Below are 16,120 nucleotides of genomic sequence, written 5' to 3' on the forward strand. Positions count from 1 at the left end.
GTAGTTTTGTTAAGCTTTTGGACAAGGTAATTATGGCTACCAGACTTTCAATAGCAGCAACAGTACCAACCATAGCTCCTGAACGGTCTAGTCAAGTTACTTACAAGCCATATCCAAATTATAAAGTGATAGTCTTAGATGATGACTTTAATACATTTCAGCACGTTCACGACTGTTTGGTGAAGTATATTCCGGGTATGACTAGCGATCGCGCATGGGAACTGACTAACCAGGTGCATTACGAAGGTCAAGCCATTGTTTGGGTGGGTCCGCAAGAACCAGCTGAACTTTATCACCAACAGCTGCGTCGAGCTGGATTAACAATGGCTCCTCTTGAAGCAGCATAACAATAAAAACAATGACTAAACCCTCTGAGGGCAGACTTGTCTGGAATCACTCAACCCACATCAGCGGTCTCATCCCAATTCTAGAGCGTCTGATCAAACAAAATGGCATTCAAACTGTAACGCCTGGGGAGATTGGGCGAGTGAAAGGTCACTGCCCTCATTTACAGTTACGGGTATCTATACCGATCCGGGGTGGCTTTAAGGTGATAGCACGTCACGGGAAAACCGTACAAGAAGTATTTATTCTAACGAATTTAGATAAAGAGCAACTCGAAGAGGCGATTTCAGTTGCAATGAGAAAATAATTGTGTGTTAGAGGTTAGTTGTTATTTCCACTAACAACTAACCTCTAACCAATAACTACTCCTGAACATGACGCATTGCCAGTTTGTGGAGCGGTAAACTGACAACACAAGAAAATGTTAAGAAATATGATAGCGCTGTTGTGATTCTCAAAGTCATCAATAAAGTTTCCCAATCAGGTAAAACGACTTTCTCAATCGCAAAAGCAACGCAATAAACCAACCAGTACGAAAAGCTCATTCTAAACAGAACTTTCTCTGTTTCTTCTGCTTCATCGTTATTTTGCTTGCGTTCCCACAGTAGTAGCAGACCGACAATACAAGCAACAAAGGAAACGGCAACTACAGAATCGTGACAGATGAAACTTAATGAGTGCATTGGCGTATATCCCGTAAACATTCCATTGGACTTAAGTCTAAAGGAATAGCCTTTTAATATATGCAAATAGTAACAAACTGAAATAGATAACTGGCTGTTTTGTAAATAAATAAAAAGAATTTTAAATTATTAATAATTTTTCAATTTAGGAAAATTAAAGACAACTTCGTAATTTACACCTTAACTCTCAATTTCAGGCAAATCTCGGTGTATGCATTCCCTATCACTACTACCGAGAACAAAAGATGAAACAGCCTTTAGTTTTCCGGTTAGGGGGTTACATAAGTCTTTTGAAAACACTCCCTGTTTCCTCTTTGACACTATACTTGTTTAAATTATTTTATAAAACTACGCAAATACACTTAAAAGCATAAAGTTATGAAAAACCAAACTATCCCTGGCATTCTATAAAATTTTAGGAAATAATTCGGTGGATCTCAAAAGAACTATGTAATATTATTTACGCAGTTGTATTTATAGAATTATCAAAAAATGTCGTTAAGACATTAAGGTTAATTATATGTTTGCTTGGAAACTAAAACTTTTAGCTATCGTTTCTTTATGTTCGCTATTTTTTCCCAATCACCCGCCGATTTTGGCACAAGCAACTGTAGAAAATACCCCAACTCCCACTGCTTCGAGCGTCTATCAACAAGCAAAAGAAAAGCTGCCGTCTGACTTGTATGCTATTTACCGTATTGTCGATCGCATTGCTCGTGCTAATGAAATTGATAGTCGTCCTTGGCAAGTGAAGATTGTAAAAAAATATGATAATTTTAGCTTTGCAAGTGAAGAGAACCTGATAACAGTTCATAGCAGTGTTCTGAACCAATTGGTAGGCGATTCCTCAGCCCTGGCTTGTTTGGTAGGTCACGAAATGGGTCATCATGTAAAGCGCCATATAGCTGTTAGCGAGACTCAAAAGGCTCTATTGCTTGCCAAAATTAAAGAGGAAACCGAACAGGAAGTTTTGGGGACAAAAAAAACTTCATCCACAGAGTCAACAGTGAACTACGTAGGAGGTGCGATCGCCAACCATGTCTTACCTGGATTTCTTGGTAACTTAGTCAACGGTGTTCTCGAAAGAAGAAATACCAATCGAGCACAGCAAGCAGAGAAACGCATACAGGAGATGATTGCTCAAAAGACAGAAGATTTAGAACAACGCCTTGCATTACAGAGCAAAGAGCAAGAATTAGAAGCAGATCAAATGGGCTATTTAACCTCTATCCGTGCGGGTTTTGAGCCAGAAGGATGTTTGCGAGCGTTAGATCTTCTTGCTAAAACGCCGGGATTTGAGACCGTAATTCCACCTACATCTCTAAGAATAGAATCCTTAAAAGATTTCATCACAAAAAACCCTCCTCAAACGTTAGCACAGGAGGGAGAAGCGAGAATTTCTGCAACACAACCTTTAACCTACGACTTGTCTAAAAACGGGGAGTCACTCAAAATTAACTCCCGTCATGGTGCTTCAGTTGCAGACGATATTGATGCAAAGTTTGGGAAATAGCTAATGGCTAATGGCTAATAGCCCTTCGGGTTCGTCAGTCCCCAGGACGTGGGAAACCCGCCTACAGCAATAGTCTCACCGCTTGTAGCACTGGTTTCACCATTAGCTATTAGCTATTAGCTATTAGCAAACCCTTACAAAGAACAACTTAACTCACCAGCTTTTTGGGTAAAGCGGATGTTTTCTCGATAGTCTACACGACAATCTATGACAGCAGGTACGTCTTGGGCGAGGGCGTCTTTGAGCATGGGAACTAAATCTGTGGCGGCTTCAACTCGGTAGCCTTTTAGTCCCATGCTTTCTGCAAATTTGACAAAGTCGGGATTGCCAAAATGAACAAAGGATGAACGCCCTTTACCAAAGTGGTTTTCTTGCTTCCACTCAATCAATCCATAGCCACCATCGTTAAAGATTAGGGTGACAAAAGGTGTCCCAACACGCAAAGCAGTTTCTAGTTCCTGGCAGTTCATCATAAAGCCACCATCTCCAGTTGCTGCAACAACTTTGCGATCGGGATAGACGAGTTTTGCGGCTAAGGCACCGGGAATGGCAATTCCCATTGCAGCGAATCCATTGGAAATAATACAGGTATTGGGGCTGTAGCAGTGGTAATGGCGAGCAATCCACATTTTGTGTGCGCCTACATCGGAAATAACAATGTCTTCTGGTCCCATGACTTGCCGCAAATCGTAAATGAGCTTTTGCGGCTTGATGGGGAATGCATCATCATTGGCATATTGTTCGTAATCAGCACGAATATTTGTTCGCAGGCTGATGGCGTAAGGGTTTGGTTTGCCTTGCCTATCTGCAACTTTTAATATCTCTAAAAGTGAATCTGAAATATCCCCTACAACTTCTACTTTAGGAATATAACTGCTATCAATTTCTGCAGGAGTTGTTGCAATATGAATAATGGGTATTTTGCCTTCGGGGTTCCATTTTTTCGGGGAGAATTCAATTAAATCGTAGCCAATGGCAATGACCAGATCGGTATTAGAGAAGCCACAGGTAATGAAATCTCGCTGTTGCAATCCTACTGCCCACAGTGCGAGAGGATGGGTGTAAGGAATAATACCTTTCCCCATAAATGTATTGGCAACGGGAATATTTAACTGGGTGGCGAACTGGGTGACTGCATCACTGGCTTGAGCGCGGATCGCCCCATTTCCTACTAGAATTATGGGGTTAACTGCTTGAGAAATCACTGCTGCAGCTGCTCTAATACTGGCAAAAGATGCAAAGGTTTTTTCTATTTTGTCTTTTTGCAATGGTTTGCCGTCTGCGGGCATGGCAGCTATATTTTCTGGCAAGTCAATATGGACTGCGCCCGGTTTTTCACTTTGCGATCGCTTAAAGGCTTTTCGCACAAGTTCTGGCGTAATACTTGGTCTGACAATCTGTTTGTTCCATTTTGTTACTGGGGCAAACATTGCTACCAAGTCAAGATATTGATGGGATTCGATATGCATTCTATCTGTTCCCACTTGCCCGGTGATGGCAACCAAGGGTGCTCCATCAAGGTTAGCATCTGCCACTCCTGTCATTAAGTTTGTTGCCCCAGGTCCGAGCGTAGAAAGGCAAACTCCAGCTTTTCCTGTCAAACGTCCGTAAACATCTGCCATGAACGCCGCACCCTGTTCGTGACGAGTGGTGATGAACTTAATTGAAGAGTGTTTTAAGGCTTCTAGAACGTGCAGGTTTTCTTCGCCAGGCAGTCCAAAAACATATTCTACACCTTCATTTTCCAAGCATTGTACTAGTAGTTCAGCCGTATTCATTTAATTTCCTCAGTAGTTAGTGGTTGGTAGTTAGTGGTTAGTGGCTAGGAGTTAACAACTAACCACTGACTTTTCCCAATCCAAAATCTCAAATCCACAATCCACAATTATTTAACCCATACAGTTTTAACATTGACGAACTCATGAATGCCTTGGATACTCAGTTCTCTGCCATATCCGGAACGCTTAATGCCTCCAAAGGGTAAGCGGGGGTCAGATTTTACCATTCCGTTGATAAATACCGAACCTGCTTCGATTTCTTCAGTCAGACGATCGCGTTCTTCAGCGTTAGTTGTCCATGCACTGGCTCCCAAGCCAAAGGGTGTGGAATTTGCTAGTTTGATTGCGGCATCAAGATCCGCAACACGAAATAGCATTGCTACAGGACCGAAAAACTCTTCCTTTGCCATTGGATTTTCTGGAGAAATCTCCGTGAGAATCGTTGGAGGATAGTAATTACCAGGTCTATCTGATACAGGATGCCCTCCTATGAGAAGTTTTGCACCATTCTTAACACAAGCATGCACTTGTTGGTCTAACTCCTTAAGCAGATCGGGGGTGGCTAGGGGTCCCAAATCAGTTTCAGGGTCCATAGGGTCGCCCACTTTCAAGGCTTGGAATTTTTCTAGCAACAACTTTTCAAACTTATCTGCGACAGATTCAGCAACTATAAAGCGTTTGGCTGCGATACAAGATTGACCGTTATTCAACATTCGTGCGGAAGTTGCTGTGCTTGCTGCTGCTTCTAGATCTGCACTTTCTAAAACAATAAAGGGGTCGCTACCTCCCAATTCCAAAACTGTTTTTTTAATTTGCGTTCCCGATGCGGCGGCTAAACTTGCTCCGGCTGGCTCACTTCCTGTCAGTGTGGCGGCTTTGATGCGATCGTCTGCCATTAAGGAAGCTACCTTGCTAGCCCCTATCAATAAGGTTTGGAAAACTCCTTCGGGAAAACCTGCTCGTCGTATAATTTCTTCGATCGCTAAAGCACATTGGGGAACATTAGAAGCGTGTTTGAGCAATCCTACATTTCCCGCCATCAAAGCAGGTGCGGCAAATCGGAAGACCTGCCAGAAAGGAAAATTCCAAGGCATAACGGCAAGAATAATGCCTAGTGGTTGGTAGCGGACAAAACTATGACTTGCATCAGTTTTGACAGTTACATCACTGAGGAATTGAGGAGCGTGGTCGGCATAGTAGCGACAGACAAGAGCGCATTTTTCTACTTCTGCGATCGCTGCTTTAAAAGGCTTGCCCATCTCCAGAGTCATCAGCTTGGCATATTCTGCTTTTTCTTGCTCTAGAACCTCAGCCGCTTTCTGCATCCACAATGCTCGTTCTGGAAAACCAGTTTTTCGATACTGCTCAAAAGCCTGTTGTGCAAAATCGACTTTTGTCGCGATTTCGGTAGCATTTAACGGCTCAAAAGTTTTGAGCAATTCCCCTGTTGCGGGATTAATGGTGGCGATAGCCATGACCTGACCTCCCGTTAAAAAGTTACTTGAGGTAGCACCGCGTTGTCGCATAATCTTAATTGCGGTCTTACTACATAATTTTAGTCTTTTAATAAATGCTCATTTTACTTATATTAAGATTTTTCAATTAAAATTGAAATAAATTATACATACATAATATGTATTTTTGCTTATCGCGTCTGAAAATGAAAGTGTAGTTGAGCAAACACTGCTTGATTTTAACAGGATAAAGTATATTTTTTATCCTTTATCCTTCATCCCCGATCCTTACTTAATGCCTTTCATGCATCTTTGTCTGATAAACCTTAACCAATCGATCGATGCCTTTAAAGCGATACTCTCCCATCTCATAAAAATCCGAGGGATTTGAAAGCAAACTATAAGTAACTTCACTGAGAACACATTCTCCAGGAGGGCAAACTCCTTCCATTCGGGCTGCTAAATTAATAGTTGCTCCTAATGCGGTATACTCAACTCTCTGAGAACTACCAACATCTCCCACCACTGCTCTGCCACTATTAATTGCTATCCGTAATTGAAGCGGTTCTTCCCAAAAATTCCGAGTATTAAGCGTTTCCAGACGAGTTAGCATTCCCATGGCAGCGGCTACAGCGCGATTGGCATGATCTGGCTGTGGTTCGGGCGCACCAAAAAACGCCATAATACAATCACCAATATACTTATCCAAAGTGCCGCCGAAGGCAAACACTTCCTTTAGCATTTCTTCAAATAAATAGTTCAGTAGTTCCGCAATCTTAGTTGGCGATAACCGTTCTGAAAGGGCAGTAAATCCAACTAAATCCGCAAATAAAATACTAATTTCACTGTCTTGTGGTGGTAAACGACCATCAGGTAGAACTCCTACAGAGATCAGCTGCTGCACCACCGCCGGGGAATGATACCGTTCCAATCTTTGGCGAAGTGACTCCTCACTTTTAAGTTTCTCTGCTAACAACCAACGCTGTACGCTAGAAGCGACAATATTTGCCAAAGCTGAAAAAAACCTAAGTTCTTCCTCACCTTCTTGTGTCCAATGGTGTGATGAAAGGTGGGCATCAGCGTAGAGAACTCCAACGACTTTATTTTCATCCCATAAAGGGACCGCCATAGCGCTACGAATACCTTTCACTAAAATACTGTTTTCGCCAGCAAACCGTTCATCATTTTGAGCATCAGCAGTTTGAATGGCAACTTTTTCCTCAAAAACCTTTTGGCAGATACTGCGACTAATCCAATCACCATCAACTAATAAATATTCGTGTTGGGAAAAATCTCTTGTAGCCGCATTCATTAATTCCAGCTTGCCGCACCCACCGACATCAATTAGAAGCGCCAAACGGTCTATACTGTCAAGGTAACGAAAAACAACTTCCTGAACTTGGGAGAAAATCTCTTGTATGGAAGCTGCTGCAGAAAGATTCTTTGCTATGTCTACTAGGTCTTTTAAACGGGCAATGGTTTTGTCTTTGTTGGCAATATCGCTGTCATCAATATCAGTCAGCAGCCATTGCTCTTGCAATTGTTTAACATTACGTAGAATTGTTCTTCCTTGAGCGGTTGCTCCTGCTTCTGGCTTGTACGTTGTCTGTTCTATAGGAGTCAGTAGAACAACTAGACTCACATCTCCCAACCAAATAATGTCGCCACTACGTACCTGGTGGGGCGATGTCACAAGGTGTTCGTTTAATTGGGTTCCATTTTTACTTCCTAAATCCTCAACAGTCCATGTACCGGAAGGAGTTTTTGTCAATCGGGCATGGAAACGGGAAACGCCTCCAGATGCTATACAAAGGTCACATTGAGGCAAGCGACCTATTGTAAATGTATCTTGATGCACCGTTATCATTTTTTCGGAAGTTCCCTCTTGCAGACGCAGTTTCAGTTCTGTCATGACTCTATAAATCCATCCGGGATGTGGAGATTAAGATATTATGTAGTAGTTAGTCAGCTACCAGTTATCAGATGTCACTGTTTCACGGCTAGCTGAGCGAGGGCTTAACCCCCCACCCTTATCTTTATGGCACTGTCTGTAGCAATCCGACAAGTGTATCTGGCGTCCCCCAACCTAAAGGTACGAGTTATTTATAACTCATAAGCTTATCTAAAATTAAAGTATAAAAATATACACTTAATTAGCTAAACTTGAAAATAATATTTGGTTAACCACAGTTGATTTGCAAGAACCTCATCAACTATTTACATTTTTTTTATCTTTACTGTATCTTCAATGAATAACATAAGAAATAGTGTTTTTGTTAAGCTGTCGTGTATATAATTTGCACCCTTCTGACTTGGGAGAAATGAGTCAAAGCCTCCCCCACTATCCGGTTCCCCCCTCTTTCTCTCAGTCAACATGAGAAAATTAAAGGCAGCACAGCTTATGGTGCTTCATGACCCGACTCTTTTATGTATTAACCGCAGCATCTCTTGAGACAAATACTCCATTTTTGGTATTGACATGACTGGAAATTCTCAAATCTCAGTAAAAATACGTCAGTTAATTTCCGTAATGAGAGGTCAGACAAGTGAATAAGTAGTAAAGATTTGATTTTAGTTTTCCATCGCTCTCCATTCAATTAAGATAGCTTATGAAACAAGGTAAAAACTTTTTTCCAAAAAATACTCTTTTGAATAGAGGCATTTTTGCGAAAGATATTTGGATGGTTTTAGGTAGCATATTAGTCGTGCTAGTAGCTACACTTTATCCCTTCAATTTTTCTTCACCCGAGAATTTTTCAATACGAAAGATACCCAGCCAATTTGAAAGTACAAGCGATTTTATAGACCAAGTCAATAACATTCTCTTATTTATTCCTTTTGGATTCAGTCTTGGTAATGCTTTACAAAAAATCAGAAGAATACCATTGTTAGGAAAAATTGTACTGGTTTTCCTGGGGAGCGCAGGGTTATCTCTGACAGTTGAACTTTTACAGATATTTTTACCATCTAGAGAACCCACCCCTGCCGATTTGATTAATAATAGTATTAGTGGATTGGTAGGTCTACTATGTTTTTATTTGTGTGCTTCTCAACATCTGAATAGTCTTTTTAGCAGCATAGAAAATAGCAAATTAGCAAGGTCTACCCAAAAGATATCATTGTTTTTTTGCGGATATATATTGTTAGCATTTACTATCTCCATTGTTTGGTTAGGAACAACAAATTTAAGTGGTTGGAATCCGAACTATCCATTAATACTTGGAAACGAGACAACAGGAAATAGACCATGGCAAGGATATATCTCTAAAATTTATATTGCCGATAGAGCTATTTCAAAAAGCGAAGTAGAAAAAGTATTTGTTGATGAAAATTATTTGAAGACACTGGGAGACTCTCTAGTCACTTCTTACCAATTTCCCGAACAATGTTGTCAGCCAGAAGAAACTGTAAAAAGTCCGAAGTTACGAGAGAAAAAACTTTGGTGGGATCGTTTGTCAGAAAACCAGCAAGGTCAAGGAGTGTTTTTAAGCCCAGGTAATTGGTTAGAAACGGCGAATCCTGTCACTTCTTTAAACAAAAGAATTCGTGAAACTTCTGAGTTAACTATAAGTACCACTGTCGCTAGTTCTGATATAAGTCAAACTGGACCCGCTCGTATTATATCTGTTTCCAACGGACCGCTTCGTCGCAATTTTACCTTGGGACAGGAGAGAACTGCTTTGGATTTGCGAATTAGAACTTCTATTACGGGAGAAAATGGTTCGGAATTAAAGATGAGAGTTCCCAATGTTTTTACAGACAACAATCCCCATCATATAGTACTCACGTACTCTAAAGGCACGCTCCAAGTTTATATTGACACATTAAGTCATTTTAGTACATTCAATTTACTGGACTTAATACCCAAACAACAGCAAATTTTTTACTACGCTATCACCTTTATTCCTTTGGGAATTTGTTTGACGATTATTACAGTTCTAGCCAGAAGAAAAATCTTCCTTTATAGGTTTTTGCTTTTCAGTGGAATCTTATTACCTTCTTTGATACTAGAAAGTATTTTGGTAAGTGAAAACGGTAAGAGTATCAGCCTCAGAAATTTTTTACTGGGTATATTCTTTACAACAGGTACTGTGCTAGTGTTAAGGTTGCGTGCTTTGATGGTAATGAAAAAAACAACCGTATAGACTCCAGGAAGGTTTTAGATGATTGGCAGATTACTAGACCAGCGTTACCTGGTGGTTGATCTATTGGGTATGGGTGGATTTGGTCACACGTACACAGCACAAGATACTCGCCGTCCTGGAAATCCTGTATGTGTTGTTAAACATCTCAAACCTGCCACTGATGACCTTAAGTTTTTACAACTAGCAAGACGCTTGTTTCGTAGAGAAGCTGAAACTTTGGAAAAATTGGGAAACCATGACCAAATTCCACGACTCTTAGCTTACTTTGAAGAACAGCAAGAATTTTTTCTCGTACAGGAGTATATTGAGGGACATCAACTGTCAATGGAATTGTCATTGGGACAGCGTTGGGATGAGAGTCAAACCATTCATTTGCTGCAAGAAGTTTTGCCAATTCTAGAATTTCTTCACGATAACGAAGTTATCCATCGCGACATTAAACCTCAGAATATTATTCGTCGCCATTCAGACAATAAACTGGTGCTAGTTGATTTTGGTGCTGTCAAGCAAATCCAGATGTATTCCTTAATGAATCCAAATCAACTCAACAATGAGACAATTCCTATCGGAACTCCTGGTTATATGCCAAGCGAACAGGCGCAGGGAAGACCTCGACCTAACAGTGATATCTATGCGCTTGGTACGATCGCTATTCAAGCTTTAACAGGCTTAAACCCCAAACAGTTTGTAGCAGATCCTAAAACCGGAGAGATTGTTTGGCGACAATATGCGGAAGTCAGCGATCCCTTAGCAGAGATATTAACTAAAATGGTGCGCCAGTACTATAAGTATCGTTATGAATCTGCTAGTGATGTTTTGCAAGCAGTCACCTCTATCACCGATCCCAGCACCCGATCTGCTGTTGCTGTTGCTGTTAAATACGTGTTGCGGAACTATCTGCGAGAAGGTTATGCGTCTGCTACTAAGATGGTGCGATCGCTGCAAGAATTAGCAAAATCTTGTTATGCTCCAACAGAGAATACAAAAACTCCCAATGTTACGCAGCTACCAACCACTCCTAGTTCTCAAGTTCCGGGTACACACAGCACATTGCTAATTCCTAATGCCAATCTACCTACCGCACCCAATACGTCTCCCTCTCCCAAAGGTTTTCCGATTAAATCCCCTCGTCAAATCCAACTACTTGCAGGTGGAAGTAGTGTTCTTGCTTTAGTTGCGTTGAGTGTAATTTCTGCGAATCCTCCTCAACAGACATCTTCTTCAACTACACAAGAAAACACAATTCAGGAAACACAAAGCGCTGGTGGTACAAATACACAAAGAAGTACAATTCCAAACAACATTTCCCAACAGAATCAACTCAATAACTGTTTTATTGTGACTCGTGCATCAAATGTACGCTCTGTTTCCGGGCGTAGAAGAACAGGAAAGGTCATTAAAGCGGGTACTAGAGTGATTGTTACTGGAAAAGAAGAAGGTGGTTGGATCGAACTTAGCGCCCCGGAATCAGGTTGGATTTGGAAGAGCCGGACAAAAAATACTTGTCAGTAGTACTTAGTTAGATCGATTGTAAACACTACTCACACTGACCTTGCTCTAGTTACACGGTTTACTTTGTTTTGTGTCAATTATATGACTCATTACATTTAACCATACTTAAAAAAAGCTTTCTTATGGCAGAGGTCAATAAGTCAAAAAAATATAATAATTTTTATAAGAATTGTTTGATTATTTTGCATTTATCTAAATAGATAAGTCATATGGAAAGAAGAAATCTAAATAAGGCTCGGTTTTTTAATAAAAAAATTGCTAACTCCTTATTATTGCCGTTTGTAGGAGTAGGAATAGCATTTTTGAGTGGATGCTCAACAGTTACTTCTCCTAAAAATCAAAATTTGCAAGAGTCCGCTCAAGCCGTTCAAGAAACGGGAAATTCTAATAATCGCTCCCTCGTACCAACACCTGAAGATACTAATTTTGTCGTTGCAGTTGTTAATAAAGTCGAACCTGGAGTCGTGCAAATAAACACTGAGAGAACTGTCAGAAGCCAAGTTCCAGAAGCATTAAACGATCCTTTTTTTCAAAGATTTTTTGGCGATCGAATACCAACACAGCCACAAGGGAGAGTTGTTCGTGGTGTTGGCTCTGGCTTTGTCATTAATTCTAACGGTCAAATTCTTACCAATGCTCACGTTGTTGATAACGCGGATACAGTGACAGTATCGTTTTCCGACGGTCGCACCGTACAAGGTAAAGTCCTAGGACAAGACAACCTAACGGATATTGCAGTCGTTCAAGTTCCCAACAGTAATTTACCTATTGTGGAATTGGGCAACTCTCAACAAGTGCAACCGGGACAGTGGGCGATCGCAATTGGCAATCCCTTAGGTTTGCAGGAAACCGTTACAGTGGGTGTGGTAAGCGCAACCGATCGTTCTGCAAGCGATATCGGTGCTTCTGACAGACGCATTGGATATATTCAAACTGATGCAGCAATTAATCCTGGAAACTCAGGTGGACCCTTACTCAATGCTCGCGGTCAGGTCATTGGTGTAAACACAGCTATTATTAGCGGTGCTCAAGGAATAGGCTTTGCTATTCCCATTGATACAGCTCGACGCATAGCTCAGGAATTAATTACTAAAGGCAGAGTTGAACACCCTTATGTGGGTATTCAGATGGCAGAGATTACACCCGAACTCAAACAACGCATTAACGATAGCCAGAGTGGGAATATTCAAGTGCAAGCAGACCGAGGTATTCTCATTGTTCGTGTTGTTCCTGGTTCTCCTGCCGATCGAGCGGGGTTGCGTGCGGGGGATGTGATACAAGAAATTAACAATCAACCTGTGACTACAACTGACGCATTACAGCAGATAGTAGAGAAAACAGGCGTTGGTAATACCATGCAAATAGAACTGCAACGCAATGGTAGAAGTTTGCAAGTCTCAGTGCAACCGGGACCGCTTCCCACATCTCAAGGCGGTTAGACTTTACAAACATCCTCATTCTTTAGTATCCGATCTTGCGCCAACAGCACTACCTTCGAGAGTTCTGTTGGCGCTATCATTGTCTTCGTTTTTTAACGGGCGTTGGCTTTTCATCTCCCCCTGCCAATTGTTAAGTATATCCTTTACCAAAATCTCTTTTATACAAATTTGGATGACAATGACTAGAGGTATGGCAAGGAATAGCCCTAAAAATCCAAAAAACTGGGCGAAAATCACTACAGATAGTATGGTGACAGCAGGTAGTAAAGAGACCTGAGACTTCATAACTAAAGGTACAATAACCAAGCTTTCAACTTGCTGAATTCCAAAGTAGAGCGCTACCACTGCAGCTGCTTTCCAAGGTGCATCAAGCAGCGCTAACAGTAAAGGTGGAATCAAGCTCAAAGTTGGTCCAACATTTGGAATAAACTCTAGTAATCCTGCTAAAAGTGCATTGACTAAGGGGAGGCGCACTCCTAATACGAGCAAACCAACATAGCTCAAGCAAGCAATCAGGCACATCGTTAGAAGCGTACCTTTTATCCAACCGACCAAAGATGTTTCACACTCAGAAAGAATTTCGCCCACCCGACGCCGATAAAATGCAGGAAACAGTAGGATAAAACCCTTTCGGTAGGGCGTGGGGTCTGTCAGTAGCATAACGGTCAATACTAAGAACAGCAGTAAAGTTAAAACGATGTTAAGCGACCTACTTAATAGGGTAAAAAAATTGTTAACTAGCTGATTTAACCAAGCTTGTAACCCTTGAGTCAGAGTTCTAAGACCGCGAATATTTTCTAATAATTGGTCTGGAATAGCGTTCTGCAACCAGTTATTCCAAGTCCGCATTCTTTCTAGGGCATTAGGGGCAAAGTCAGTAAATTGTTGCAACTGGTCAACAATTTGTGGCGCAATTAATGCTAAAAAACTTGCTATAATTATCAGTACAAGAATAAATGTTATTGCGATCGCAATACCTCTTTTAATTCGGAATCTTTGTAAAAAGAGTACAAGTTGATTTAAAACTGTTGCTAAAACAACAGATGCAAAGACAACTAATACAACTTGCCGGATTTGCCACAAAACACAAAGAGATACGACAAGGACAAATAACCCCATCCATTGCCCGAAACGCACAATTCTACCTCCAGATTTTGCTATTCCAGCAATTTTGCTGAATTCTATGCTTTTAAACTTAAGCTATATCTTTGATTTAAAAAAAGCCTCTCAAGTGGTATTTTAATTATGCTGACTGACTCATAAAGGTAAATAAATATTAAAGCTTGCTCCCTCACCAAATTGACTGCTTGCTGTAATGCTACCGCCGTGGGCTTCGATAATACGCTTAGCGATCGCTAAGCCCAATCCTACTCCCTTACCTTGACGGGAGCGATCGGCAGTGTAAAATTGCTCAAAAATATGTGGGAGGTCCGTTTCTTTAATCCCCTGTCCGCGATCGCGAATTGTCACAACTGCTTGTTTGCCTTCTTTGTAACCAGCGATAGAAATTTGGGAATTTGGGGATGAGTGCTTGATAGCATTATCCAAAATATTTAGAAAAGCTTGCAACAGACGCTCCGAATCACCCTGTATTTGCATATCCGTAACATTGACCTGTGCTGAGATTTGCGAATTTTTCATTCGGGTTTCCATTGCTCTTATAGCACGGTCAATTAAGTGATGCACGTGTACTGTTTGCTGTTCTAAGACTGTAACCCCTGCTTCAAGCCGTCCCAAATTCATTAAATCATCTATTAACCTTGATAACCGTTTGATTTCGTCTTCTACATTTTGAAAGAATCGATCCCGGACTCCTGGATCTGAAGCAGCACCACTGCGAAGGGCTTCAACAGTGACCAAGACATTGCTAATTGGAGTACGGAGTTCATGAGATACGTTTGCTAAAAACACTCTCCGTTCGCGATCGAGAGAAGCTAAACGTTCGCTCATGCGGTTAAGTTCTAGTGCGAGTCGATCTAATTCGTTACTCTGACGGATTTGGAGTTTCCCACCAAAATGACCGCTACCCAATTGAATTGCAAAATTTCTCATTGTTTCAATAGGACGGGACAAGCTACGTGCTAACGCTTCACTGATTAAAGTACAGAGGATAAGTGTAAAAATGAGAGTTCCCATGGTTGTGCCAACAATTGTGGCAAATTGCCTTTGAAACTGTTGTAACGTGACCGACATCCTCAATGCGCCTAAAATTTGACCGCCACCCCTAATTGGTCGGGCAATGAACAATCTATCATCGTTGGTTAAAAGCCCTTTTGCAAAACCTTGCTGTGCTTTACCTTGTAAGGCTTCTTGCATCCCAGGGATTTTCAACCAATTTCGTATTTGTCGATCTTGTTTCAGGCTAGATGAAGCGAGAAGTTTTCCTTTACTATCTATAACTCGTATAGTTATATTTTCAGCGGCACCATAACGTTGAACAATAACTGCAACTCGCTGAAAATCATTTACTTCTAATGCATCAGCAATACTTTCACCAATAGCAGTACTCCAAGTCTCTAAATCCGCCTGTCTTGCTTTATTAAAGTAAGCATGGAAAGACCAGAGAATATACCCTCCCATTAAGGAGGTTGCTAAAGTAGTTAGCAACAGGTATGTTGCCAGTAGTTTAGTGTGAATGGAATTTCCTTTAATTTGAGATATCCAGCCCATTCAAAATATTTCCAATTCAAGAAGAACCTACTGGGTAGACTCGGAGTGTTTTTCAGAACGACGACGTAGCACAGCTTTAATACGCGCAAGCAACTCGCGAGTGTTAAAGGGTTTTGTGACGTAATCATCTGCACCTGCCTCGAAACCCCAAATTTTATCAATATCTTGGTCTTTAGCAGTCAGCATAACAATTGGTACATCAGAAAATGCTCGAATTCGCCAGCAAACTTCCATGCCATTAACTTCTGGCAGCATTATATCTAAAAGGATTACATCTGGCACTTGTTTGTGAAACTGTTTGATAGCATTGTGACCATCTGCTGCCGTTGATACAGTATACCCTTCTTTACGCAAGCTGTAGGAAAGGCTTTCCCGTAAAGGTTCTTCATCATCAACTAATAAGACGTGCGGCATAGTGCTTTTATCTATCAATTTATCAGCTAATATTAAGTATATTAAAGTATATTTTATTACTCATCCTTCTAAAGGTACAAATTTGTTTCAACTTTAGACGGGACTTGGAACTGGGGATTGGGGGACTGGGGGAAGAGGGGGACAAGGAGGACAAGAAGAAAGGATTA

The 16,120-nt window shown here is 41.1% G+C and carries 13 protein-coding genes; 6 read left to right on the forward strand and 7 right to left on the reverse strand.

All coding sequences use genetic code 11. The annotated features are described in order from the left end of the window. The first annotated feature begins 32 nt into the window (after positions 1 to 32). Positions 33 to 347, forward strand: coding sequence for an ATP-dependent Clp protease adapter ClpS (gene clpS, locus HC643_RS37515; RefSeq protein ID WP_038085164.1), 315 nt, complete (start codon positions 33 to 35; stop codon positions 345 to 347). An 11-nt stretch (positions 348 to 358) separates the two neighbouring features. Continuing rightward, the gene (locus tag HC643_RS37520) at positions 359 to 652 is read left to right on the forward strand and encodes a DUF2103 domain-containing protein (protein ID WP_038085167.1); all 294 of its coding nucleotides are present in this window, start codon (positions 359 to 361) and stop codon (positions 650 to 652) included. Positions 653 to 707: 55 nt separating this feature from the next. On the opposite strand, the gene HC643_RS37525 is transcribed toward HC643_RS37520, so the two are convergent. After that, on the reverse strand, positions 708 to 1,028 hold the full coding sequence (locus tag HC643_RS37525; RefSeq protein ID WP_038085195.1) for a hypothetical protein: 321 nt from the start codon (positions 1,026 to 1,028) through the stop codon (positions 708 to 710). A gap of 520 nt (positions 1,029 to 1,548) precedes the next feature. Between HC643_RS37525 and HC643_RS37530 the strand changes: the two genes are divergently transcribed. Beyond that, entirely contained in the window at positions 1,549 to 2,541 is a 993-nt protein-coding gene (locus HC643_RS37530; RefSeq protein WP_038085169.1) for a M48 family metalloprotease, read from the forward strand. Positions 2,542 to 2,675: 134 nt separating this feature from the next. Here the strand turns inward: HC643_RS37530 and HC643_RS37535 are convergent, their stop codons facing one another. The 3 genes from HC643_RS37535 to HC643_RS37545 form a co-directional block, all read right to left on the reverse strand. Then, a complete protein-coding gene (locus HC643_RS37535) occupies positions 2,676 to 4,319 on the reverse strand; it encodes an acetolactate synthase large subunit (protein WP_038085171.1) in 1,644 nt (547 codons plus the stop codon). A 107-nt stretch (positions 4,320 to 4,426) separates the two neighbouring features. Further along, complete coding sequence (locus HC643_RS37540; protein WP_038085197.1) at positions 4,427 to 5,794, reverse strand: NAD-dependent succinate-semialdehyde dehydrogenase; 1,368 nt, start codon at positions 5,792 to 5,794, stop codon at positions 4,427 to 4,429. 271 nt (positions 5,795 to 6,065) lie between these two features. Next, positions 6,066 to 7,685, reverse strand: coding sequence for an adenylate/guanylate cyclase domain-containing protein (locus tag HC643_RS37545; RefSeq protein WP_038085173.1), 1,620 nt, complete (start codon positions 7,683 to 7,685; stop codon positions 6,066 to 6,068). A 697-nt stretch (positions 7,686 to 8,382) separates the two neighbouring features. On the opposite strand from HC643_RS37545, the gene HC643_RS37550 reads away from it, so the two are divergent. The 3 genes from HC643_RS37550 to HC643_RS37560 all read left to right on the forward strand — a co-directional run bounded on the left by HC643_RS37550 (position 8,383) and on the right by HC643_RS37560 (position 12,869). After that, on the forward strand, positions 8,383 to 9,918 hold the full coding sequence (locus HC643_RS37550) for a VanZ family protein (RefSeq protein ID WP_038085175.1): 1,536 nt from the start codon (positions 8,383 to 8,385) through the stop codon (positions 9,916 to 9,918). A gap of 18 nt (positions 9,919 to 9,936) precedes the next feature. Further along, the gene (locus tag HC643_RS37555; protein WP_038085178.1) at positions 9,937 to 11,430 is read left to right on the forward strand and encodes a serine/threonine-protein kinase; all 1,494 of its coding nucleotides are present in this window, start codon (positions 9,937 to 9,939) and stop codon (positions 11,428 to 11,430) included. Positions 11,431 to 11,639: 209 nt separating this feature from the next. Next, complete coding sequence (locus HC643_RS37560) at positions 11,640 to 12,869, forward strand: HhoA/HhoB/HtrA family serine endopeptidase (RefSeq protein WP_038085180.1); 1,230 nt, start codon at positions 11,640 to 11,642, stop codon at positions 12,867 to 12,869. A 15-nt stretch (positions 12,870 to 12,884) separates the two neighbouring features. On the opposite strand, the gene HC643_RS37565 is transcribed toward HC643_RS37560, so the two are convergent. The 3 genes from HC643_RS37565 to HC643_RS37575 form a co-directional block, all read right to left on the reverse strand. After that, positions 12,885 to 14,006 carry an AI-2E family transporter gene (locus HC643_RS37565; protein ID WP_038085182.1) on the reverse strand — a complete coding sequence of 374 codons (1,122 nt, stop codon included), beginning with the start codon at positions 14,004 to 14,006 and terminating at the stop codon, positions 12,885 to 12,887. Positions 14,007 to 14,126: 120 nt separating this feature from the next. Next, the gene (locus HC643_RS37570; protein ID WP_038085183.1) at positions 14,127 to 15,539 is read right to left on the reverse strand and encodes a sensor histidine kinase; all 1,413 of its coding nucleotides are present in this window, start codon (positions 15,537 to 15,539) and stop codon (positions 14,127 to 14,129) included. Between the two features lie 27 nt (positions 15,540 to 15,566). Continuing rightward, positions 15,567 to 15,953 (reverse strand): response regulator transcription factor, encoded by a 387-nt coding sequence (locus HC643_RS37575; protein WP_038085200.1) that lies wholly within the window; start codon positions 15,951 to 15,953, stop codon positions 15,567 to 15,569. Between the last annotated feature and the right edge of the window lie 167 nt (positions 15,954 to 16,120).

Origin of the sequence: Tolypothrix bouteillei VB521301, from assembly GCF_000760695.4 — a bacterium.
Lineage (GTDB): Bacteria > Cyanobacteriota > Cyanobacteriia > Cyanobacteriales > Nostocaceae > Scytonema > Scytonema bouteillei_A.